Origin of the sequence: Halopseudomonas sp. MFKK-1 (assembly GCF_027474385.1) — a bacterium.
Taxonomy (GTDB): Bacteria; Pseudomonadota; Gammaproteobacteria; order Pseudomonadales; family Pseudomonadaceae; genus Halopseudomonas; species Halopseudomonas aestusnigri.
In genome coordinates this window covers 932,962-954,581 of the sequence record NZ_CP114836.1, presented here as the reverse complement: position 1 = coordinate 954,581, position 21,620 = coordinate 932,962, and the positions used below count along the sequence as shown (strand labels likewise).

Here is a 21,620-nt window from a genome sequence, read left to right as displayed (position 1 = left end):
CCATGTGGCTCAAACTGACCATTTTGATGCTGCTGGCGCTGATTGTGATCAGCCTGTTCAGCGGGCTGTTTTTTCTGATGAAGGACACGGATGGTCGCGGGCGGCTGGTAACCGCCCTGAGCGTACGCATCAGCCTGACGATCCTGCTGCTGGGCCTGATCGCCTGGGGCTTCTGGTCCGGCAACCTGGTCTGGAATACGCCCTGGCTGCATTGACAACGCCGCCGCCCGCATGGGTTAGAAAATGTAGACGAAGATGAACAGGCCGACCCAGACCACATCAACGAAGTGCCAGTACCAGCTGGCCGCTTCGAAGCCGAAGTGCTGTTGCGGCGTGAAGTGACCCTTGGTGATGCGGATCAGCATGATCGCCAAAATAAGCGTACCCATGGTCACGTGAGCGCCGTGGAAGCCGGTCAGCATGAAGAAGGTGGCGCCGTAGATGCCGGAGTTCAGGGTCAGCCCCAAATCGTGGTAGGCGTGCTGGTACTCCAGCGCCTGCAGAATCAGAAACACGGTGCCCAGCGCCACGGTCAGGCCCAGCCAGGCCTTGGTGGCGCCCCGCTTGTCGGCTCTCAGCGCATGGTGGGCGAAGGTGACGGTGACACTGGAAGAAATCAGCAGGATGGTGTTGATCAGTGGCAGCTGCCAGGCGCTGATCACCTCTTTCGGGCCGGGGAAGGCTCCGGGATCGGGGTTGACCATCAGCGGCCATTGATAGACGAACTCGGGCCAGAGCATGTTGGCCACGCCCTTGTCGCCCTCACCACCGAGCCAGGGGCCAGCGAAGGTACGCACATAAAAGAGTGCGCCGAAGAACGCGGCGAAGAACATCACCTCGGAAAAGATGAACCAGCCCATGCCCATGCGGAAGGAGCGGTCCATCTGCGGGCTATAGAGCCCCTCGCGGCTTTCCTTCACCACGTTGCTGAACCAGCCGAACATCATGTAGGCGATCATCAATGCACCGGCAAAGAAGATCCATTTGCCGAGGCTGCTGCCGGCGCCGGCGGCATCGCCATTCATCATGCTGCCGGCGCCAAATACCGTTAGCAGCAGGGCGACCGAGGCAATGATCGGCCATTTGCTTTGGGCCGGAACGTAATAGGTTTCGTGATTGGCCATCTGTTGTTCTCCTTATCCGGCAATCATGTTCAGTGAGCCTGGGCTGACGCGCTCGCCAGCTTGTCAGGCATCCGCTCCGATACATCAAACAGGGTGTAGGCCAACGTCAGGTGTTTCACATCGGTCGGCAGTGCCGGGTCGACAATGAAACGCACCGGCATCTCCACGCTTTCCCCCGGTTGCAACACCTGCTGGGTAAAACAGAAGCATTCGGTCTTGTGAAAGAAAGCGGCGGCCTTGGCTGGCGAGACGCTGGGAATGGCTTGCGCCACCATCGGCCGGTCAGTCGGGTTGTGGGCATAAAACAGCATCTCGCGGGTTTCACCCGGATGCAGACTGAGTTGCTCTGCGTCCGGGTTGAAGTCCCATGCCATGCCCTGCGCCCGGGTAGCGACGAACTGCACCCGCAGGGTGCGGCTCTCGTCGATGTGCTCGACCTCCTGCCGATAGGCTGTGCCGCTGGTCTTGCCGTTGATGCCCAGGGCATCGCACATCACGTCATACAGCGGCACCATCAGAAAACCGAAGGCAAACATGCCGATCACGGTCAGCACCAGACGCGTTACTACCGGTTTGTTGGATTGCTGCTCGCTCATGGCCAGCGCCTCCGGTCATTTCACCTCGGGGGGTGTGGTGAAGGTGTGATAGGGCGCCGGCGACGGCACCGTCCACTCCAGCCCTTCTGCACCTTCCCAGGGGTTGGCCGCCGCCTTCGTTCCACCCTTGATGCACTTGATGACGATGAACAGGAACAGCAGCTGGGTCACCCCGAACATGAAGGCGCCAACCGAGGAGATCATGTTGAAGTTGGCGAACATCACGTTGTAGTCGGGAATGCGCCGCGGCATGCCAGCCAGTCCGACAAAGTGCATCGGGAAGAACGCCAGGTTCATGCCGATGAAGCTCATCCAGAAATGGGTCTTGGCCAGTGTTTCGTCATACATGTGGCCGGTCCACTTTGGCAGCCAGTAGTAGGCCGAGGCGAAGATGCCGAAGATGGCGCCGGGCACCAGCACATAGTGGAAGTGCGCGACCACAAAGTAGGTGTCGTGATACTGGAAGTCGGCCGGTGCAATGGCCAGCATCAAACCGGAGAACCCGCCGATGGTAAACAGGATGACGAAGGCCACGGCGAACAGCATCGGCGCTTCGAAGGTCAGCGCCCCCCGGAACATGGTGCTGACCCAGTTGAATACCTTCACCCCGGTGGGCACCGCGATCAGCATGGTCGCGTACATGAAGAACAGCTCCCCGGTAATCGGGATGCCGACGGTAAACATGTGGTGCGCCCAGACGATGAACGACAGGAAGGCGATGGCCGCGGTGGCGTAGACCATGGAGGTGTAGCCAAACAGCGGCTTGCGGCTGAAGGCCGGAATGATCTGGCTGACCGCACCGAACGCCGGCAGGATCATGATGTAGACCTCGGGGTGGCCGAAGAACCAGAAAATGTGCTGGAACATCACCGGATCACCGCCGCCGGCGGCATTGAAGAAGCTGGTGCCGAAATGGATGTCCATCAGCATCATGGTGACCACGCCGGCCAGCACCGGCATGACGGCGATCAGCAGGAAGGCGGTAATCAGCCAGGTCCAGACGAACAGCGGCATCTTCATCAGCGTCATGCCGGGTGCGCGCAGGTTGAGGATGGTGGCGATGATGTTGATCGCGCCCATGATCGAGCTGATGCCTGCCAGGTGAATGGCGAAGATGAAGAAGGTGACGCTGGGCGGCGCATAGGTCGTCGACAGCGGTGCATAGAAGGTCCAGCCGAAGTTCGGGCCACCTCCCTCCATGAACAGTGTCGAGACCAGCAGCCCGAAGGCCATCGGCAGCAGCCAGAAACTGAAGTTGTTCATCCGTGGCAGCGCCATGTCCGGCGCGCCGATCATCAGCGGAATCATCCAGTTGGCCAGGCCGACAAAGGCGGGCATGACTGCACCGAACACCATGATCAGGCCATGGGTAGTGGTCATCTGGTTGAAGAACTCGGGCTGCACCAGCTGCAGGCCCGGCTGGAACAGTTCGGCACGAATGACCATGGCCATCGAGCCGCCGAGCAGGAACATGGCGAAGCTGAACCACAGGTACATCGAGCCGATGTCCTTGTGGTTGGTCGTCAGCACCCAGCGCATCAGGCCCTTGGCCGGACCGTGGGCATGGTCGTGGTGATGGGTATCGATCACAGCACTCATGGCAGGTCTCCTATTGGCCTTCTTTCGCCTTCAGAACATCGATGGGCGAGAGCATTTCGCCGGTGTCGTTGCCCCAGGCATTGCGCTCGTAGGTGATCACGGCAGCAATGTCGACTTCAGACAATTGCTTGCCGAACGCCGCCATGGCGGTGCCGGGCTTGCCGTTAAGCACGATGTCGAGGTGCGCGGCCATGTCTTCGGTGGCAATCTGGCTGCCCTTGAGCGCCGGGAACATTGGTGGCAGGCCCTCACCGTTGGGCTGGTGACAGGAGGCGCAGGCGGTGGTGTAGACCTTCTCGCCACGCTCGACCAGTTCGTCGAGGGTCCAGGTCTTGTCACGCAGCTCGGCTTCCTTCGCCGCCGCCTCTTTCTGCTCAGCCAGCCAGGTGTCGTATTCATCCTGCGGCAGCACCTGCACCACGACCGGCATGAAGCCGTGATCCTTACCGCACAGTTCGGTGCATTGGCCGCGGTAGATGCCGGGTTCTTCAACCCGGGTCCAGGCCTCGTTGATAAAGCCGGGGATGGCATCCTTCTTCACCGCAAAATCCGGTACCCACCAGGAGTGAATGACGTCGGAGGCGGTGACCAGGAAGCGGACCTTTTTGCCGACCGGGATAACCAGCGGGTTGTCGACCTCCAGCAGGTAGTCCGGGCTCTTGGCGCTGACGTTGGTGATTTCGTCGCGCGGCGTGGTCAGGGTGCTGAAAAAGCTGACCCCTTCGCCGACGTACTGGTATTGCCAGCGCCATTGATAGCCGGTGACCAGAATATCGACGTCGGCTTCGTCGGCGTCGTAGATATCGATCAGGGTTTTGGTGGCCGGAACCGCCATGACAATGAGGATGACCAGCGGGATGACGGTCCAGAGGATTTCGACGCCGACGTGCTCGTGGAAGGTCGCCGGCTTACTATCGGCCGATTTGCGGTGCATCAGCATCGACCAGAACATCACACCGAATACCACGACGCCGATGACGACGCAGATCCAGAAGATGGTCATGTGCAGATCGAACACGGACTGGCTGACGTCGGTGACGCCACGGCGCATGTTGATGCCCCACTCGGCGTTGGCCGACAGGCCAAGCGCGCACAGGAACAGGCCAACAGGCCAGGTGATTGCTGCTCGCAACATTCCCGGTTCCCCTTTTATTGTTGTTATCGCTTCCGGTGCACGGAATGAGGGGTATCTGGAGCAGGTACAACACTGCGCAGATACCCGAAACCGCGGGATGCGCAGCGCGAAGATCGCGATGAATCACCCCCGGTCGGAACTCCCCCACAGGCTACCGACACAATCGAGTATAGACAGGGGTTGCGGCTTGGCAATGTTGCGTCTCACTGACAGCGAGCCGCGATAGTTGGAACGCGGGGGAGGGTGTCCGCCCTGAGGTTGCAGTTATTACAATTGGATCTAATGGCTCCCGATGAGTCACTTTGACGGAATGGGGTGCCTCTGCTAGCTTTTCTCGAAATGAGAATGATATCAATATGCTGTTGGCCGCTTGCAGCATTCAGCCGTCGTTGTGGAGCGTGAAACATGAATATAACCGGCCTGAAACGCCGTATTGCCGATGCCATGGCGCAACCTGACTCGGTCGGGGCAATGCAGCGTTGGCTTGAATCCCGTCTGCCGGCCCTGCACCCGTCGATCCGGGTGGAGAATAATCAGGTCGAAACCCTGTATCGGTTTGCTCGGGCCTATATCGAGCAGGTACCGGACGTGCTGGAGGCGGCAGCTGCAGTAGCGCAGGCCGCTCACTTGCGCGAGCGCATGCTGCCGGTGCTGAAGGTGGCGGAAGCCTTTTTCCTGCAGCCCCCGGATCTGCCCAGTGAGCACAAAGGGCTGATTATGCTGCTGGACGAGGCCTATCTGGCGCATCGCCTGGTCGAGGAGGTCAACGATCGTTACGTCGCCAACGGCATTGCGCCGCTGATTCCGATGGATACCACGCGGGCCAACCTGATTGTGCATCAACTGATGGGCGAGGGGTTTGCCAACCAGCTGGATACGGCGGTGGAAACAGCGGTTTCCGGCCTGCTGCCGGAGGATCTGTTTCAGTCGGAGCCGTTCAGGGCCTATCAGGCCAGTCAGGACCCGGCGCAGGTGCGCCGGTTATGGGCACAATGGCCCTGTATGTCCCGTCAGCTGGGGGTCGAGATTGAGTTGCGCGGCGCTGCCTGAACAGCAGCCGGCCCGTATTGCGAGCCGGCTGCCCGGTCAGTCCTTTTTTTTCAAACGCGGGTTGGGGAAGAACTGCACCGTCTGACTGCTCGGCTTCTTTGGTGCCTTGCGTGCCTCGTTGACCCGGGTGGTCAGCTCTTTGGGTACCGAGTTGCCGCGGGCATCCAGCGTATCGGCGTAGCCGCACTCCACGCATTCGCGGTGTGGTACGCCGTCTTCCTCGTACATCTTGATGGTATCCATCGCGCTGCACGCCGGGCAGACCGCGCCGGCGATGAAACGCTTGATCGGTTGCTGGCTCATGCGGCTTCTCCGGTCAGGCCCGAGTGGCGCAGCAGCGGATCGATTGACGGCTCACGACCACGGAAGGCGACGAACAGCGCCATCGGCGCTTCACTGCCGCCACGGGCAAGAATGTTGTCGCGGAAGGCGCGGCCGGTCTCGGCGTTCAGCACCCCTTCCTCCTCGAAGCGCGAAAAGGCATCTGCCGACAGCACTTCTGCCCACTTGTAGCTGTAGTAACCGGCTGCATAGCCACCGGCAAAGATATGGCTGAAGCCATTCTGGAAGCGGTTGAACGACGGTACCTTGATGACCGCAATCTCATCGCGCACCTGATCAAGTACCTGCTGCACACTCAGCTCGGGGTGCTTGCGCACATGCAACTCAAAGTCGAACAGCGAGAACTCGATCTGACGCAGCATGCCGAGGCCGGACTGGAAGTTCTTGGCCGCCAGCATCTTGTCCAGCAGGTCCTGCGGCAACGGCTCGCCGGTTTCATAGTGGCTGGAGATCAGCGCCAGGCCTTCCGGCTCCCAGCACCAGTTTTCCATGAACTGGCTCGGCAGCTCGACCGCATCCCAGGCCACGCCATTGATACCGCTGGCAGAGGCGTAGTTCACCCGGGTCAGCAGATGGTGCAGGCCGTGGCCGAACTCGTGGAACAGGGTGGTGACTTCGTCGTGGGTCAGCAATGCCGGCTTGCCGCCGACCGCCGGGGTGAAGTTGCAGACCAGATAGGCGATGGGGCGCTGCAGGGCGCCGTCGGGCAGCAGGCGCCGGTCACGGCAGCCATCCATCCAGGCGCCGCCGCGCTTGTTGGCGCGGGCGTACAGATCGAGGAAGAAGCGGCCGATGACTTCGCCCTGCTCGATCACCTCGAACAGGCGCGCGTCCTTGTGCCAGCGCTCGAACTCGGCGACTTCGCGCAGCTCGATACCGTAGAGCTTCTGGACGATGGCGAACATGCCGTTGATCACGGTATCGATCGGGAAGTAGGGGCGCAGCATTTCCTGAGAAATGGCGTAACGCTGCTGGCGCAGCTGCTCGCTGTAGAAGCCAACATCCCAGGGCTGCAGGTCGTCGCAGCCCTGTTCTGCGGCAAAAGCCTTCAGGGCGGCCAGGTCCTGTTTCGCGAACGGCTTGCTGCGCTCGCCAAGATCACGCAGGAAGCCGAGCACCTGATCGGTGCTTTCGGCCATCTTGGTCGCCAGCGACAGCTCTGCATAGTTGGCAAAACCCAGCAGCTCGGCCAGCTCCTGACGTAACACGAGAATCTCGTCGATCACCGGGCCATTGTCGAACTGGCCGGCGTTGGGACCCTGATCGGAGGCGCGGGTGCAGAAGGCGGTGTAGACCTCCTGACGCAGGGCGCGGTCGGTGGCGTAGGTCATCACCGGGAAGTAGCTGGGGAACTCCAGGGTAATGAGCCAGCCGTCCAGCTCGCGGGCTTCGGCGGCCTGTTTGGCCTGCGCCAGCGCGGACTCGGGCAGGCCGTCCAGCTGGGCCGCGTCGGTGATGTGCTTGGTCCAGGCCTGGGTGGCGTCGAGCACCTGATTGGAGAAGGTGCTCTGCAATTCGGACAGACGCATCTGCAGTTCGCCGTAGCGCTTCTGCTGCTCCGGCGGCAGGGCGATGCCGGACAGCTTGAAGTCGCGCAGGGCGTGTTCAAGGATGGTCTGCTGGGCCTTGTCCAGCGTGGCGAACTCGTCGCTGGAGGCGAGCTGCTGGTAGGCTTCAAACAGCGCCTGATTCTGGCCCATCTCGGTGTAATACTGGCTCAGCAGCGGCAGGCAGCTTTCATAGGCTTCACGCAGCTCGGGGCTGTTCATGACCGCATTGAGATGGCTGACTGGCGACCAGGCACGACCAAGGCGTTCGCCCATGTCATCCTGCGGCTCGATCAGGTTGGCCCAGGTCCATTGCGCTGGAGGGTTGGCCAGCAGGGCATCGAGCTGTGCGCGGTTGTCAGCCAGAATCTGCTCGATGGCCGGTTTGACGTGCTCGGCACGGATCTCGGCAAAGGGCGGCAGATCGTAGGGTTGCAGCAGCGGATTGGGCATGGCGGGTATCCTGATTCGATCGATGACTTACAATGCGCCCATGGTAATCAACTCCGGCGCGCTTGGCATCGTGACTTCGTTAGAAGTTCTCAATGACGGCGATAGCCGCAAAATTCAAGGGTGATGCGATGAACGTACGTGGCTTCAGGGACTGGCAGCCGGTGCTGGGTGACCGGGTGTTTGTTGATCCGTCGGCGGTGGTATTGGGCGACGTGCACCTCGGTGACGATTGCTCGGTCTGGCCCGGCGCGATCATTCGTGGCGACATGCACAGCATTCGTATTGGCGACCGCACCAGCGTGCAGGATGGCAGTGTGCTGCACATCACCCACGCCGGCCCGTTCAACCCGGATGGTTATCCGCTGAACATCGGCGATGACGTGACCATTGGCCACAAGGTGCTGCTGCATGGCTGCAGCATCGGCAGCCGTGTGCTGGTCGGCATGGGCAGCATCGTCATGGATGGCGCGGTGGTCGAAGACGAGGTGATCATCGGTGCCGGCTCTCTGGTGCCGGCCAAGCGCACGCTGGAAAGTGGTTATCTGTATATGGGCAGCCCGGCCAAACAGGTGCGCCCGTTGACCGACAGGGAACGTGAGTTCTTTACCTACTCGGCTGCCAACTATGTACGGCTGAAGGATCAGCACCTGCTGGAAAACTGGGCCTCCAGCTGAGCCGGGCTTCGCTATACTGCACCGCTACGGACAGTCATCGGACAGGAAAGCCATTGGATTCGGAGCACGGAATACATCGACGGGCGGCAGCCGGGCTGGAGGATTCTGCCCGGCGCTCATTGCTGCGTCTTATCTTTGCCTGCACTGGCGTCGTACTCTGCGGCTTTGCGCTGCTGCAGTTTGGCAATGACAATGCCGTGCTGGCAACGCTGGAAATCATCGTTGGCCTGTTCCTGCTGTGGTCGGCCCGCACAGTCATGCGGGTCCGCTGGCTGACGCCCTGGATCTACGGCTACCTGTTGCCTACCTTCTGCTTTCAGCTCTATATCATGCTGATGCCCGAGGCGTCGGTCACCGCGTTCGTCTGGGTGTATATGGTGCCGGTGCTCGCCTATCTGCTGCTGGGGCGCCGTGCCGGATTGCTGCTGTCGATCCCGTTCATGGTCGCGGCCCTGCTGCTTTATCTGTGGCGCTATGCCGACCCGGAATCGGCTGCCGGGCTGATCGATATCGGCAACGCGGTGATCTGCGGCCTGATGATTCTGCTGTTCGTGCACTTTTATGAGGGCCGGCGCGCGGTGGCGCAGCAATCGCTGCAGCGCATGGCGGAAATGGATGGATTGACCGGCGTATTCAATCGCGCCCGTTTTCATCAGTTGTTTGCCCAGTGCATCGAGCAGAGTCAGCGCAGCAGCGACGAGTTTGCCCTGGTGCTGCTGGATGTCGATCATTTCAAGCAGGTCAATGACAGCTGGGGCCACGAAGCGGGCGACCGTGCCCTTCAGCACCTGTGCCGGGTGCTGGGGCAGCGGCTGCGTGGCACCGATGTGATTGGGCGGTTGGGTGGCGAGGAGTTCGGGTTGTTGCTGCGCAATACCGACGCGGTGGCTGCCGAACAACTGGTGCAGACGCTGTGCCTGCAGCTTGAGCGTTCGCCGCTGGTCTGGCAGGGCCAGGCGCTGCCGATTACGGCTACCTTCGGGGTGGCCTGCTGGCCCCGGGACGCACGTGATGCTGGCGGTCTGTACCGCTGCGCCGATCAGCGTCTTTACCGGGGCAAGGCCTACGGTCGCAACCGGGTGGTCAGTTCCGGCGGAGCACTGACGGTCAGCGATATTGCCTGATGCCGTTTCGGCCGACGGATTGGCAGGCAATCAAGTCTGTGAATAGTAGGCCTGCCGGGGCTGGTAGCGGCCCCGGTTCGTTTATGATCCGGGGGTTCGCGGAGGTTTCCGCCCATTCACTCATTCATGCAAGAGGCATCACATGTCTGCTCATATCAACCGCAAGATCGTGCTCAACAAGCGCCCGCAGGGCGAAATTCAGGATGGTGATCTGGTTCTGAAGGAAGAACCAGTTCGTGAGCTCAAGGATGGTGAGGTTCTGATCAAGACCCTGTGGCTGTCGCTTGACCCCTACATGCGTCCGCGCATGAACGACAGCAAGGGCTACATGGACCCGATTGAAATCGGCGCGCCGATTGTCGGCGAAAGCGTTGGCCGCGTTGTCGAGTCCAAGTCTGAAAACTATGCAGTGGGTGACGTTGTGACTGTCTACTCCGGCTGGCAGGAGTACTGCATCATTCCGGGCAACGCCCCTATGGTTTACAAGATCAAGGATCAGGGCGTGCCGCTGCAGGCTTACCTGGGTGTGGCCGGTATGCCGGGCCGCACAGGGTACTGCGGTCTGATGTATGTGGGTAAGCCCAAGGCTGGCGAAACCGTCGTGGTTGCCGCTGCGTCCGGTCCGGTCGGTACCGTGGTTGGCCAGACCGCCAAGCAGGAAGGCTGCCGTGTTGTCGGCATCGCCGGTGGCCCCGAGAAGTGCCGCTATGTCGTGGAAGAACTCGGTTTCGACGCCTGCATCGACTACAAGGCCGGTAACCTGGATGCGGATCTGGCCGCAGCCTGTCCGAACGGCATCGACGTGTATTTCGAGAACGTCGGTGGCGAGGTAGCCAAGGCGGTAGCCAAGCTGATCAACCCGGGTGCCCGCGTGCCGATCTGTGGTTATGTATCGGCCTATAATGCCGAAGACCAGAGCAAGGTCGAAACCCCGTTCCATATCTTTGGTGCGCTTGATCCCAAGCCGGAACACCGCTTCTTCCTGGTCACCGAATGGCAGGACAAGCATCAGGAAATCACCGCGCTGCTGGCTGGTCAGGTCGCATCGGGTGCCCTGAAGTACAGCGAGACCGTTGCCGAGGGTCTGGAGAACGCGGTTGAGGCGTTCAAGGGCATGCTCAAGGGCAAGAACTTCGGCAAGCAGCTGGTTCATATTGCCGACTGATGTTGTCGTAACTATCCCGGGCGCAGCAGCGCCCGGGATAGTGCACTTCTCCTCTCCTGCACACCCCTCCGGGTTATGCATATTCGCCTTTCTGGCGACGACTTTCTGACCAAATCGACGATTTTTGGTACAGAACCTGCAAGGCTCTGCACTATCCTGAGCCGCATGGCGCGAACCTGGCCGGCCGCTGCACCAGTGGGGTGCATGACCTGAGCAGTTGCGCTATCAAAGTGCCAGTTACCAAATGGAACAGGTATCTCCCATGCCCATCCCGATGCTCGATGTTCTGTGGTTGGTTTTGTGTGCCGGACTGGTATTCAACATGCAGATCGGCTTTCTCTGTCTGGAGTCGGGGCTGACTCGCAGCAAAAATGCCATCAACGTTGCGGTCAAGAACATGGCTGACCTGAGCGTTGCCATTTTTTGCTACTGGCTGTTCGGTTTCGGTTTGATGTTCGGGGCTACTGCCGGCGGCTGGTATGGCGAGGGCTTCTCCATGCTGCCCTTTGCCGATACCTGGCATTCGGCGTTCTTTCTGTTCCAGGCGATGTTCTGTACCACGGCAGCGACCATCGTGTCGGGTGCCGCTGCCGAGCGGATGCGGTTTGCGTCCTACCTGCTGGTGACACTGATCATCGCCGGCTTCATTTACCCGCTGTTTGGTCACTGGGCCTGGGGCGGCGTCTTTGCCGATGGCCTGGGCTGGCTGGCCGAACGCGGCTTTGTCGATTTTGCCGGTTCTACCGTGGTGCACGGGGTAGGCGGCTGGGTGGCGCTGGCGGTAATTCTGATTCTGGGCCCGCGCCAGGGGCGTTTTGAGCAGGACCGGGACGGGCGCAGCATGCCCGGATCGAACCTGCCGCTGGCGATGCTGGGCGCGTTGATGCTGATGTTTGGCTGGTTCGGCTTCAACGGCGGCAGCACGCTGAGCTTTGATGGCCGGGTGCCGGGCATCATCGCCAACACGGTATTGGCCGCCATTGCCGGAACCCTGGGCGGCATGGTGATGTCCTGGCTGCGCTGGCGACTGGTCGATCCGGTCTACCCGCTCAACGGCATGATTGCCGGTATGGTTGCGGTAACCGCCGGCGCGCATGTTGTCGATGCGTCGGCTGCGTTCTTTATCGGCCTGATCGGTGCGGTCGTGATGTATCTGGCGGACCGGTTGCTGCTTCGGTTTCAGATTGATGATGCGGTCGGTGCCGTGCCGGTGCACCTGGCCAGCGGTATCTGGGGCACGCTGGCAGTTGCGCTGTTCGCCGATCTGGGTGCGCTGGGCACCGGGCTGACCCGTAGTCAGCAGTTTATTGCCCAGCTGGAAGGGGTGCTGGTCGCAGGGGTGTGGGCCTTCGGGTTGACCTGGCTGCTGTTGCGCGCGGTCAATCGCTTCTGGCCGATGCGGGTAACGCCGGACGATGAGCTGGCTGGCCTGAACGTGTCCGAGCATGGCGCCCGTACCGAACTGATCGAGCTGCTTGAAGCAATGGCCGCCCATCAGCGCGATGGCCGGTTTGAGCGGGATGTGCCGGTGGAACCCTTTACCGAGGTGGGCCAGATCGCGGCGCAGTACAACAAGGTCATTCACGCCCTGCGCCGCGCCGTAGGCGTGACCCAAAGCATCATCCGTGACATTCGCGACGGCGTTGTTACCTGTAACCGGGACGGCATCCTTGCGACCTGCAACCCCGGAGCCGAGCGCCTGTTCGGGCTGCCCGCCGGCGCCCTGATCGGCCAGCCGATGGCGCGTCTGGTGGCGGAGCGTGACTGGTCAGGCCTGCCCTTGCCGGAAGCCGGCAGCGAGATCAAGCAGGAGGTGCTGTTCAGTCGCAACGACCATGATCAGTTTGTTGCCGAGTTGACGGTCAGCAGCGGGTCACTGGAGGACGACCTGTATACCTGCATGATCCGTGATATCACCGAGCGTCGGCGTATCGAGCAGCAGCTGTTTCAGGAGAAGATGCTGGCGCAGGTGACCCTGGCGTCGATCGGCGACGGCGTGATTACCACCGGTCCCGATGCGCGCGTGCGCTACCTCAACCCGATAGCGGAACAGCTGACTGGCTGGCGCGAGGCTGATGCGGCAGGAAAACCGCTGGATGAGGTGTATTGCCTGTTCGAGGAAAGCACCGGAGAAAAACTGCTCAATCCGGTCAGCGCCATGTTGCGGCGTTACCGGCAGGCACTGAGCCGCCCGGCCGGCAGCATGAACCAGCTGCGCCGGCGCGATGGCAGCGAAGTGACGGTGCAGGATGCGGTGGCGCCGATCCGCGATGCCGAAGGGCACATCATTGGCGCGGTGCTGACCTTTCGCGATGTGACCGTCAACCGCCGGCTGGCGCTCGAACTGTCCCATCAGGCGGCCCATGACACCCTGACCGGCCTGGTCAACCGCAAGGAGTTCGAGCGGCGGGTGGCCCAGGCGCTGCAGCGCGGGCCGGGCGCGCGCGTCGACCAGGTGCTGTGCTATATGGATCTCGATCAGTTCAAGATCGTCAATGATACCTGTGGTCACGCGGCCGGAGACGAGCTGTTGCGGCAACTGGCCAAGCTGTTCCAGTCGCACATTCGCAGTTCAGACGTGCTGGCGCGCCTCGGTGGCGACGAGTTTGGCTTGCTGCTCAGTGGTTGCACGCTGGAAGAAGCCATTCCGGTGGTTGATGGCATCCGCGCGTTGGTCGAAGAGTACCGGTTCAGCTGGGAAGGGAAGACGTTCGCTGTCGGGGTCAGTATCGGCCTGGTCCAGATCGAAGAGCAGGTGGCCAGTCTCGATGTGCTGCTCAGCGCCGCAGACAGCGCCTGTTATGCGGCTAAGGACGCCGGTCGCAACCGTATTCACCTGTATCAGGCCGATGATGCGCAGATGCAGGAGCGGCGCGGTGAGATGCAATGGGTCAATCGCTTGCGTCAGGCACTGGATGCCGATCTGCTGCGGCTCTATGTCCAGCCCATTTACGCTATCAGCGAGCGCGAGACCCAGCCTGGCTATGAGGTGCTGGTGAGAATGCTTGGTGAGGATGGCCGTATCATCCCGCCGGGAGCGTTCATGCCGGCTGCCGAGCGCTATGATCTGGCGTCGGCCATCGACCGTTGGGTGGTCGGCAACTTTCTGGCCTGGCTCGGAGATTACAGCCGACGGCATGGCGGTGCACTGGGCAGCTACTCGATCAACCTGTCGGCGGCGTCGATTGGTGAGGAGAGTTTTCTCGACTTCGTGTTGGCGGCGATCGAGCGTCACGGCGTGCCAGCCCAATTGATCTGTTTCGAGATTACCGAGACCAGCGCCATTGCCAACCTGAACAAGGCCATCGTCTTTATGCAGCGGCTCAAGGATATCGGCTGTCAGTTTGCGCTGGATGACTTTGGCTCGGGACTGTCGTCGTTCGCGTATCTGAAGTCGCTGCCGGTGGATTTTCTGAAGATCGACGGGGTGTTCGTCAAGGACATCGTGGCGGATCCGATTGCCCGGGCGATGGTCGCGTCAATCAATACCATCGGCCACGAAATGGGCCTGCAGACGGTTGCCGAGTTTGTCGAAACCGAGGCCATTCTTGATCAGTTGCGCGAGCTGGGGGTGGACTATGCCCAGGGCTATTTTCTCGGGCACCCGCAACCCTTGAGCGAGCTGGATGGCGTGCGGATGATGCCGCGCTAGCGGCCGGCAGGCGGCTGCGGTTCGGCGCGTGTCCATAACCAGAGCGCAACGCAACAGAGAAATGGCGGCAGGCTCCAGCGCAGCCAGTCGGGGGCGGGCAGCAGCCAGATCATGACTACGCTGCTGAGCATCAGCAGACTTGCGGCCCATTTCGCCCGCCGCGGAATCGCCCGGCGCGTACGCCAGTCACGAATCAGCGGGCCATAGTGCGGGTGCAGCAGCAGGCGGGCCTCCAGCTCCGGCCAGCCACGTGCCGAGGCCCAGGCGGCGACCAGCAGAAAGGGGGTGGTCGGCAAACCGGGAACCACGACACCGATGGCGCCGAGGGCGACGCACAGTGATGCCAGTGAGCGCCAGAACCAGATCATGGGCTGGCCGGTTGGGAACAGATGAAGTAGGGCATGGCTGTCGATCCGCAGAACTCGGGGTCAGCTTATCTCGAAGTGCCAGCGCACGTCACGGCGGCTCAGGGCAGCCAGATACGAAATTCGCCACCGCCCAGCGCGCCGCCATTGCTCAGGGCGATATGCCCGCTGTTGCCGTTGCGTTGATGCAGCTCGGCGATGCGCTGGCCAAAATACAGGCCCAGACCGGTACTGCCGGTGCTCATGTTGATGCCGAGAATATAGTCGGACTGGTTTTCCAGCATTGCTGGCGGGTAGCCGCTGCCATCGTCGCTGATGGTGATGACCAGCTGATCGCCGTCCATCGCTGCGCGCAGGTGGATAGCCGAGCGGGTATAGCGAATCGCATTGTTGATCACGTTGCCCACCACCGAGCCGACCAGTTCGGCATCAAAGAATCCCATCAGACCGAATTCATCGACTTCGTAGGTCCCTTCGATATGACGCGAGCGCAGGATGTCGTGGTGGCGCGCCAGCTGATCCTCAAGGAACTCCTCCAGCTCGAGATAGCTCGGCCGCAGCGGCAACTGATTGACCCCCAGCTTGTACAGGCCAAGCATCTGCACCAGCATGCCGTTCAGTCGCAGGAACTCGTATTCGATGACGCCGCGCTCGGTGCTGTCGTGCTCGTTGGCGGGTAGCCGCTCGACCAGTTGCCCGTAGGACTGCATCAGCAGCCCCAGCGAGTTCTTCATGTCGTGAACGGTGGAGGCGATGACGGTGGAGAAATCCAGCGATTGCTCCTCGGGTACGTCGCTCATAGCGATTCGGCCTTTTCGCGCAGCTTGTTGTAGCGTTCGAATCGCGGGTCACCGGGTGGCATGTTGCGGACCCGCTGCAGGCAGTCGAGGCATTCTTCGCGCAGCGCCGGGTCCGGAGCACTGAGCAGCAGGCGCAGCAGCGACTGTGCGGTGTTGAGCGCATAGCTGATGTTGCGCGGCTGCAGCGCCAGTGCGTTGCGAAATGCCTCCAGCGCCTGCGGAAACTGCTTGCCCTGATAGAGCTGCATGCCTTGCCGGTTCAGTTCCATGGCCTGGTCACCGCCACGCAGGATATCCGGGTCGCTGGTCTGTTCGGCGATGCCGGCCATGACCTTGGGGTCGTCGCCATAGATTTCTGCACAGCTGCTGAGCACCTGGTCGGCCTGGGCCTCCTGGCCAAGCACGCGCAGCTGCGCTGCGACCTGCAGCGCGGTATCGGCGGCAAAGAAGTCTTCCATGTTGGCCAGACGCTCGGCCGCGTTTTTCGCCATCTGGGCGGCGTCTGCGGTCTTGCCTGCTCGCTGGAGCGCCGTGGCCTGCAACAGCTCTCCACGGGCGGCCAGGGCATCGTTGTCGCGCCAGCTGTTGTTCAGATCGTCCATTGTCTGACGAATCTCCAGCAGCACCTTGGGGCCGGGAGCGCTGTCACCAGCCTGCGCGCACAGACTGTCGGCCAGACTCAGGTGATGCTCGGGATCGCGAAAGGCCGAGTGGCGGCCCAGGTTGACTGCCTGACGGAAGGCGCGCACAGCCCTGTCAGGGTCCTGGTTGGCGCGGGCGAGCCGTCCCAGCTCGGCCTGACGCTGCGGGTTGTTGGGCGAGATCTTGACCGCCTGCTCGAGAAAAACCTGTGCCTTGAGCTGCTCGCCGCGCAACTGTTTGGCGCGGGCGAGTCCGTCATACAGCGTGGGCAGCATCGGAAACTGGCTGATGCCCTGCTCGTAGAGCGCCTCGGCGCGGTCCAGATGGCCGCGCTCAAGCAGGTGCCCGGCCAGCATGACCAGCGCCCAGGGCAGTGGACGCTCATCGATGATGGCCTGCAGCAAGGTCTCCAGTTCGGCATCGCGTCCCAGTGCGGCCAGGGCGTTGGCCCGGTAGCGCTGGCAGAGCGGGGCAAGACGCGGCTGAGTTGCCAGCAGGGTGTCGCAGGCGGCCAGCACGCCGGCCTGATTGCCGGCAGCCAGCGCATCAAGAATGGGCGCCAGCACCTGCTTGCGCTCAACCAGACGATCAAGTCGCTGCTGCAGGCTGGCACGATTGAAGGGCTTGGTCAGATAGGCATCGGGTTCATATTCCAGCGCCGCCATCACCATGGCCTGACTGCTCTCGGCAGTGACCATGACGAAAATGCAGTGCGGGCCTATCAGCTTGCGCTGATGCAGCTCCTCAAGCACCTGCTGACCATTCTTGCCATCGCCCAGATTGTAGTCATGCAGGATGATGTCATAGCGGGTCTTGCCGCACAGCGCGATTGCTTCTGCCCCACTGGCGGCGACATCGATATGCTGTGCACCCATCTGGGTCAGCATGGCCTTCACCGACGAGCGGAAGTCGCTGAAGTCGTCGACGACCAGAAAGCGCTTGTTGCTGTAGACGATCATGATTTCGCCATATTCCTGCCGTTGAATGCCGAATGTCAGTTTAGACCCTTGGCGCAAGTATACAGTGAAATCAAAGAGCCACTATTGATCCACTCTGCAGAATGGCAAATCGGGCCGCTCGCCTGCAGCCGGCCTGTGCTCAATGCCGTCTGACGATTGCGTCGGATTCGATGACATGCTGGCCGACCGGCGCCATCAGGGCCGCCTGCAGCATCGCCGCTGCGACGTCGCCAGCCTTGACCGCCCGCAGCCGTTTCGGGATCACCGGCTTGAAGGTACGCGACAGCAGCAGACCAACCAGCTCTCCCGGTCGGTTCTCGGCGCGGGCACCGTCGAGCAGGGATGGCCGAATCAGGGTCAGGGAACGAAAATCCATGGCCGCCAGATCCTGCTCCGCTTCACCCTTGACCCGCAGATAGAACGAGCCGGACCGCGGGCTGGCGCCCAGCGACGAATTCAGCACAAAGGTTCGCGTACCGGCGCGGCGGGCGTGACGGGCACAGGAGACGACATAGCCGCGATCCACTGCGCGGAAGGCGTCTCTGGAGCCGGCGTTCTGGCGGGTCGTGCCAAGGGCGCAGATTGCCGCGTCGGCCTGCCACCAGTCGGCGTCTTCGGGCAGCGCTGCGAAATCGACCTGCGGGTTGTCGAGGTAGCTGTAATGCCTGACCGCCATGGGTAGCGGCGAGCGACTGGGTGCGACGACCCGGCTGATGGCCGGGTTGACCAGCGCCTGACGCAGTACCTCCATGCCAACCAGCCCGCTGCCGCCGAGTACCAGCAGGGTCTTGCCATTGCTTTCTTCCATTCTGCTCCCCCCGATGACGCCTGTTCGTTAAGGTTCAGTTAAGCGCAAGTTGGGCATGCTGCCTGCGCCTGACGGAAAAATACGGCAACAAAGTTCGCCTTGGTTGCCATGAGTGCTCGGACTCACTCTGTGGTCCAAGCAACTGACATGCCATTGACGGAGAAGTCCATGAATACCCGAAGCCTGCTTGATCAACTGTTGAAGTCTGCCAGCGGTGCCCTGTCCGGCGCAGGCGATGCCGCGCCCTCGGCCAAGGGACAATCGAGCTCGAACGCGCTGGGAAGCCTGCTGACCGGTGCTGGCGGCGGGGCGCTGGCAGCGGGTGCGGTAGGCCTGCTGCTGGGCAGCAAGAAGGCACGCAAAATGGGCGGCAAGGCGGTCAAGTATGGTGGTCTTGCGGCTCTGGGCGTGGTTGCCTACAAGGCTTGGCAGCATTGGCAGCAGAATAGTGCCAGTGCACCACAAGGCGAGCCGCAGACGGTGGATCGGCTGCCCGCGCCGCAGGCCGAGCAGCACAGCCATGCGATATTGCGGGCGCTGATTGGTGCCGCCAAGGCGGACGGGCATATCGACGACCGGGAGCGGGAGCTGATTGATGGCGAAATCGCCCGGTTGACCGGTGACGCGCAGCTGCATGCCTGGTTTGACGCCGAGCTGAGCAAACCGCTGGATCCGACCGAAATTGCCCGCGCGGCGCAGACGCCGGAGATGGCGGCCGAAATGTACCTCGCCAGCCTGCTGGTGGTTGATGAGCAGAATTTCATGGAGCGGGCATATCTGCAGGAGCTGGCGACTCAGCTGAGGCTGGACCCGCAACTGCGCACCGAATTGGAGCGTCAGGCAACCGCCGTCTGATCAGTGCCGGTGGCTGCGACCAACATGCGAGTCCGCGTCGGGGGGACTCACGCTGCCACTGGTTTGCAGCTGGGCGATGATGCCGCAGTGGTCAACATCATTATCGTCGTGACACTGCCGGCGTAGCTCCAGCAGTTGCTGCTGCAGCTGATTCAGTGCCGCAATGCGCTCGCCGACGTGCTCAATGTGCGCTTCGATGAGGCCGTTTACATCGCCACAGCTTGCCTCTGGCCGGCGGCGCAGCTGAAGCAGCTCGCGGATCTCGTTGTGGGTCATGTCCAGCAGACGGCAGTTGCGAATGAACACCAGCTGCTCGACATGGCGCTCGCCATACTGACGGTAGTTGCCCTCGCTGCGTTGCGGTTCCGGCAGCAGGCCTTCACGTTCGTAGTAACGAATGGTCTCTACCGTACAGTCGGTGCGGCGTGCCAATTCTCCGATTTTCACAGGTACCTCCCGGGCAGGCTTGACTCTGTAGTGGCTATAGGGTTTTTACTTTGCCCTAAAGTTGCCCGGAGGTCACATGTCTGCCCAACATTCGCATGATCACGTCACGCCTGCCCCCTGCTGCGGCGCGGCGCCAGCTAGCTCGACGGCCCCGGTGTTTGCGCCGGGCGCGGGGGAGCAGGTCAGTCGCATTCATATCGAACAGATGGACTGCCCCACCGAGGAGCGGCTGATTCGTCAGCGTCTGACCGGCATGGCCGGTGTCGGTACGCTGCATTTCAATCTGCTGCAACGGGTGTTGTCGGTAAGCCATCTGCCCGAGCGGCGCGAGGCGGTGCTGACGGCGATAAACGAGCTGGGTTTCAGCCCCCGGTTACTGGTCGATGACCATCGGCCGGAGGCCAGCGCCGGCAAGCCCTGGTGGCCGCTGGCGCTGGCGGGTGGTGTTGCGTTACTGGCCGAGATCGTTCACTTCGCCTCCGGGCCGGTCTGGCTTGGGGCGTTGCTGGCACTGCTGGCGATTGCCCTGAGTGGCATCGACACCTACCGCAAGGGCTGGGTGGCCCTGCGTCACCGCACGCTCAATATCAATGCACTGATGAGCATTGCGGTCACCGGCGCGGTGCTGATCGGGCAGTGGCCGGAAGCAGCCATGGTGATGGTGCTCTTTGCCATCGCCGAGCATATCGAAGCCCGGTCGCTGGGGCGGGCGCGCGAGGCGATCAGCAGCCTGCTGGCGCTGGCGCCGGAGCAAGCCAGTGTGCAACTTGAGGATGGCAGCTGGGCGGTACGTGCCTCCAGTGACGTTGCCCTGGGTGCCCGGGTTCGGGTCCGGCCGGGGGAGCGCATCGCGCTGGACGGTGAGGTGGTCAGCGGACGCTCGGCGGTCAACCAGGCGCCGATTACCGGTGAGAGCATGCCGGTCGACAAGCAGCAGGGCGATCCGGTCTTTGCCGGCACCATTAACCAGAATGGCACGCTGGAATACCGCGTTACCGCGGTGGCCGGGCAGACCACCCTGGCGCGCATTATCCATGCGGTAGAGCAGGCCCAGAGCGACCGTGCGCCGACGCAGCGCTTCGTCGACCGCTTCGCCGCCATCTACACGCCAGTCGTCTGCCTGCTGGCGCTGCTGATGGCAGTGCTGCCGCCGCTGTTAACCGATGCCGGTTGGTACGAGTGGATTTATCGGGCGCTGGTATTGCTGGTGGTGGCCTGCCCCTGTGCGCTGGTGATCTCGACCCCGGTGACCATTGTCAGCGCACTGGCGGCGGGCGCCCGGCGGGGCCTGCTGATCAAGGGTGGCGTGCACCTTGAACAGGGTGATCAGATCGATCTGATCGCCCTCGACAAGACCGGCACCCTGACCGAAGGGCGCCCGGTACAAACCGACTTTCAGCTGCTGGCAGGCAGTGACGCCGATGCCGCGCAGCAACGGGCCGCAAGTCTGGCCGCGCGCTCGGATCACCCGGTGTCGCGGGCGCTCGCCAAAGCCAACAGCCAGCCTCTGCTGACGGTGGACGACTTCGCTGCCCTGCCGGGGCAGGGCGTCAGCGGCCTGATCAACGGCGAGCGCTATTGGCTGGGCAACGCGCGGCTGGCCGAGGCCCGCGGTTTGCTGAGCGCCACGCTGCAGGAGCGTCTGGGGCTGCTCGAACGGGAGGGCAAGTCGCTGGTCCTGCTGATCGGCGAGGATCAGGTGCTTGCCCTGTTCGCCGTAGCCGACACCCTCAAACGGGGCAGCCGCGACGCCATACGTGAGCTTCATACACTGGGTGTGGAAAGCATTATTCTCAGCGGCGACAACGCCCCAACGGTGCAGGCAATCGCTACCCAGGTTGGCATCGACCGGGCTCATGGCAACCTGTTACCGGACGACAAGCTGGCGCTGATTCGTCAGGCCCGGGCCCGCGGCAAGCGCGTTGCCATGGTTGGTGACGGCATCAACGATACGCCGGCGCTGGCCGCTGCCGATATCGGCTTTGCCATGGCTGCAGCCGGCAGCGACAGCGCAATTGAAACAGCCGATGTTGCGCTGATGGATGACGACCTGCGCAAGCTGCCGGCGTTTATCAGCCTGTCGCGGCGCACTCTGCGCGTCCTTCGGCAAAATATCTGGTTGGCTCTGGGTATCAAGGCGGTGTTTGTTGCCCTGACGCTGACCGGCTCGGCAACCATGTGGATGGCGGTGTTTGCCGATATGGGCGTCAGTCTGCTGGTGGTGTTCAACGGCCTGCGACTATTGCGTTACCCGCTCTAGAGTGGGGCTGCGACGAAGAAAAA

General features: G+C 62.1%; 19 protein-coding genes. 8 read left to right on the top strand and 11 right to left on the bottom strand.

Annotated features, from left to right (window positions below):
• The first annotated feature begins 2 nt into the window (after positions 1-2).
• A complete protein-coding gene (locus tag O5O48_RS04285) occupies positions 3-215 on the top strand; it encodes a DUF2909 domain-containing protein (RefSeq protein ID WP_233048713.1) in 213 nt (70 codons plus the stop codon).
• A gap of 21 nt (positions 216-236) precedes the next feature.
• Here the strand turns inward: O5O48_RS04285 and O5O48_RS04280 are convergent, their stop codons facing one another.
• The 4 genes from O5O48_RS04280 to coxB are packed head-to-tail and all read right to left on the bottom strand — an operon-like array spanning position 237 to position 4,454.
• Entirely contained in the window at positions 237-1,124 is an 888-nt protein-coding gene (locus O5O48_RS04280) for a cytochrome c oxidase subunit 3 (RefSeq protein ID WP_269688244.1), read from the bottom strand.
• Between the two features lie 29 nt (positions 1,125-1,153).
• Positions 1,154-1,720, bottom strand: a complete 567-nt coding sequence (locus tag O5O48_RS04275) for a cytochrome c oxidase assembly protein (protein ID WP_269688243.1) — start codon at positions 1,718-1,720, stop codon at positions 1,154-1,156.
• 15 nt (positions 1,721-1,735) lie between these two features.
• Positions 1,736-3,319, bottom strand: coding sequence for a cytochrome c oxidase subunit I (gene ctaD / locus O5O48_RS04270; RefSeq protein ID WP_233048716.1), 1,584 nt, complete (start codon positions 3,317-3,319; stop codon positions 1,736-1,738).
• Between the two features lie 10 nt (positions 3,320-3,329).
• Positions 3,330-4,454 (bottom strand): cytochrome c oxidase subunit II, encoded by a 1,125-nt coding sequence (gene coxB / locus O5O48_RS04265; protein ID WP_228245631.1) that lies wholly within the window; start codon positions 4,452-4,454, stop codon positions 3,330-3,332.
• 405 nt (positions 4,455-4,859) lie between these two features.
• On the opposite strand from coxB, the gene O5O48_RS04260 reads away from it, so the two are divergent.
• Entirely contained in the window at positions 4,860-5,504 is a 645-nt protein-coding gene (locus O5O48_RS04260) for a hypothetical protein (protein WP_269688242.1), read from the top strand.
• 36 nt (positions 5,505-5,540) lie between these two features.
• Here O5O48_RS04260 and O5O48_RS04255 read toward each other — a convergent pair whose 3' ends face one another.
• Both O5O48_RS04255 and prlC read right to left on the bottom strand, forming a co-directional pair.
• On the bottom strand, positions 5,541-5,807 hold the full coding sequence (locus tag O5O48_RS04255) for a YheV family putative zinc ribbon protein (RefSeq protein WP_233048718.1): 267 nt from the start codon (positions 5,805-5,807) through the stop codon (positions 5,541-5,543).
• Entirely contained in the window at positions 5,804-7,846 is a 2,043-nt protein-coding gene (gene prlC, locus O5O48_RS04250) for an oligopeptidase A (RefSeq protein ID WP_269688241.1), read from the bottom strand. Before prlC ends, O5O48_RS04255 begins: the two co-directional genes overlap by 4 nt.
• Before the next feature lie 128 nt (positions 7,847-7,974).
• Here prlC and O5O48_RS04245 point away from each other — a divergent pair, with 128 nt between their 5' ends.
• The 4 genes from O5O48_RS04245 (at position 7,975) to amt (ending at position 14,461) form a co-directional block, all read left to right on the top strand.
• On the top strand, positions 7,975-8,520 hold the full coding sequence (locus O5O48_RS04245) for a gamma carbonic anhydrase family protein (RefSeq protein WP_233049917.1): 546 nt from the start codon (positions 7,975-7,977) through the stop codon (positions 8,518-8,520).
• Positions 8,521-8,573: 53 nt separating this feature from the next.
• Positions 8,574-9,644, top strand: coding sequence for a GGDEF domain-containing protein (locus O5O48_RS04240; protein WP_228245636.1), 1,071 nt, complete (start codon positions 8,574-8,576; stop codon positions 9,642-9,644).
• 142 nt (positions 9,645-9,786) lie between these two features.
• On the top strand, positions 9,787-10,809 hold the full coding sequence (locus O5O48_RS04235) for an NADP-dependent oxidoreductase (RefSeq protein WP_088276970.1): 1,023 nt from the start codon (positions 9,787-9,789) through the stop codon (positions 10,807-10,809).
• 262 nt (positions 10,810-11,071) lie between these two features.
• A complete protein-coding gene (gene amt, locus O5O48_RS04230) occupies positions 11,072-14,461 on the top strand; it encodes an ammonium transporter (protein WP_269688240.1) in 3,390 nt (1,129 codons plus the stop codon).
• On the opposite strand, the gene O5O48_RS04225 is transcribed toward amt, so the two are convergent.
• The 4 genes from O5O48_RS04225 to O5O48_RS04210 form a co-directional block, all read right to left on the bottom strand.
• On the bottom strand, positions 14,458-14,829 hold the full coding sequence (locus tag O5O48_RS04225) for a YbaN family protein (protein ID WP_269688239.1): 372 nt from the start codon (positions 14,827-14,829) through the stop codon (positions 14,458-14,460). The two genes, amt and O5O48_RS04225, sit on opposite strands and share 4 nt — an antisense overlap.
• Positions 14,830-14,927: 98 nt before the next feature.
• Entirely contained in the window at positions 14,928-15,626 is a 699-nt protein-coding gene (locus O5O48_RS04220) for a sensor histidine kinase (protein WP_233048723.1), read from the bottom strand.
• Positions 15,623-17,227 (bottom strand): response regulator, encoded by a 1,605-nt coding sequence (locus O5O48_RS04215; protein WP_269688238.1) that lies wholly within the window; start codon positions 17,225-17,227, stop codon positions 15,623-15,625. Before O5O48_RS04215 ends, O5O48_RS04220 begins: the two co-directional genes overlap by 4 nt.
• Before the next feature lie 139 nt (positions 17,228-17,366).
• A complete protein-coding gene (locus O5O48_RS04210) occupies positions 17,367-18,035 on the bottom strand; it encodes an NAD-dependent dehydratase (protein WP_269688237.1) in 669 nt (222 codons plus the stop codon).
• 168 nt (positions 18,036-18,203) lie between these two features.
• On the opposite strand from O5O48_RS04210, the gene O5O48_RS04205 reads away from it, so the two are divergent.
• On the top strand, positions 18,204-18,890 hold the full coding sequence (locus O5O48_RS04205; RefSeq protein WP_088276982.1) for a tellurite resistance TerB family protein: 687 nt from the start codon (positions 18,204-18,206) through the stop codon (positions 18,888-18,890).
• Here the strand turns inward: O5O48_RS04205 and cadR are convergent, their stop codons facing one another.
• Positions 18,891-19,337, bottom strand: coding sequence for a Cd(II)/Pb(II)-responsive transcriptional regulator (gene cadR / locus O5O48_RS04200; protein WP_269688236.1), 447 nt, complete (start codon positions 19,335-19,337; stop codon positions 18,891-18,893). It lies immediately after the preceding gene.
• 76 nt (positions 19,338-19,413) lie between these two features.
• On the opposite strand from cadR, the gene O5O48_RS04195 reads away from it, so the two are divergent.
• Positions 19,414-21,597, top strand: coding sequence for a heavy metal translocating P-type ATPase (locus tag O5O48_RS04195; RefSeq protein ID WP_269688235.1), 2,184 nt, complete (start codon positions 19,414-19,416; stop codon positions 21,595-21,597).
• The last annotated feature ends 23 nt before the right edge of the window (positions 21,598-21,620 follow it).

What these genes read in the sequence shown, in the direction of transcription:
- O5O48_RS04245 (WP_233049917.1), top strand. Translation starts at nt 7,975, where the DNA reads ATGAACGTACGTGGCTTCAGGGACTGGCAGCCGGTGCTGGGTGACCGG.
- amt (WP_269688240.1), top strand. Translation starts at nt 11,072, where the DNA reads ATGCCCATCCCGATGCTCGATGTTCTGTGGTTGGTTTTGTGTGCCGGA.
- O5O48_RS04220 (WP_233048723.1), bottom strand. Translation starts at nt 15,626, where the DNA reads ATGAGCGACGTACCCGAGGAGCAATCGCTGGATTTCTCCACCGTCATC.
- O5O48_RS04205 (WP_088276982.1), top strand. Translation starts at nt 18,204, where the DNA reads ATGAATACCCGAAGCCTGCTTGATCAACTGTTGAAGTCTGCCAGCGGT.
- O5O48_RS04215 (WP_269688238.1), bottom strand. Translation starts at nt 17,227, where the DNA reads ATGATCGTCTACAGCAACAAGCGCTTTCTGGTCGTCGACGACTTCAGC.
- O5O48_RS04280 (WP_269688244.1), bottom strand. Translation starts at nt 1,124, where the DNA reads ATGGCCAATCACGAAACCTATTACGTTCCGGCCCAAAGCAAATGGCCG.
- ctaD (WP_233048716.1), bottom strand. Translation starts at nt 3,319, where the DNA reads ATGAGTGCTGTGATCGATACCCATCACCACGACCATGCCCACGGTCCG.
- O5O48_RS04210 (WP_269688237.1), bottom strand. Translation starts at nt 18,035, where the DNA reads ATGGAAGAAAGCAATGGCAAGACCCTGCTGGTACTCGGCGGCAGCGGG.
- O5O48_RS04195 (WP_269688235.1), top strand. Translation starts at nt 19,414, where the DNA reads ATGTCTGCCCAACATTCGCATGATCACGTCACGCCTGCCCCCTGCTGC.
- O5O48_RS04285 (WP_233048713.1), top strand. Translation starts at nt 3, where the DNA reads ATGTGGCTCAAACTGACCATTTTGATGCTGCTGGCGCTGATTGTGATC.
- O5O48_RS04255 (WP_233048718.1), bottom strand. Translation starts at nt 5,807, where the DNA reads ATGAGCCAGCAACCGATCAAGCGTTTCATCGCCGGCGCGGTCTGCCCG.
- O5O48_RS04275 (WP_269688243.1), bottom strand. Translation starts at nt 1,720, where the DNA reads ATGAGCGAGCAGCAATCCAACAAACCGGTAGTAACGCGTCTGGTGCTG.
- O5O48_RS04235 (WP_088276970.1), top strand. Translation starts at nt 9,787, where the DNA reads ATGTCTGCTCATATCAACCGCAAGATCGTGCTCAACAAGCGCCCGCAG.
- O5O48_RS04260 (WP_269688242.1), top strand. Translation starts at nt 4,860, where the DNA reads ATGAATATAACCGGCCTGAAACGCCGTATTGCCGATGCCATGGCGCAA.
- coxB (WP_228245631.1), bottom strand. Translation starts at nt 4,454, where the DNA reads ATGTTGCGAGCAGCAATCACCTGGCCTGTTGGCCTGTTCCTGTGCGCG.
- O5O48_RS04225 (WP_269688239.1), bottom strand. Translation starts at nt 14,829, where the DNA reads ATGATCTGGTTCTGGCGCTCACTGGCATCACTGTGCGTCGCCCTCGGC.
- prlC (WP_269688241.1), bottom strand. Translation starts at nt 7,846, where the DNA reads ATGCCCAATCCGCTGCTGCAACCCTACGATCTGCCGCCCTTTGCCGAG.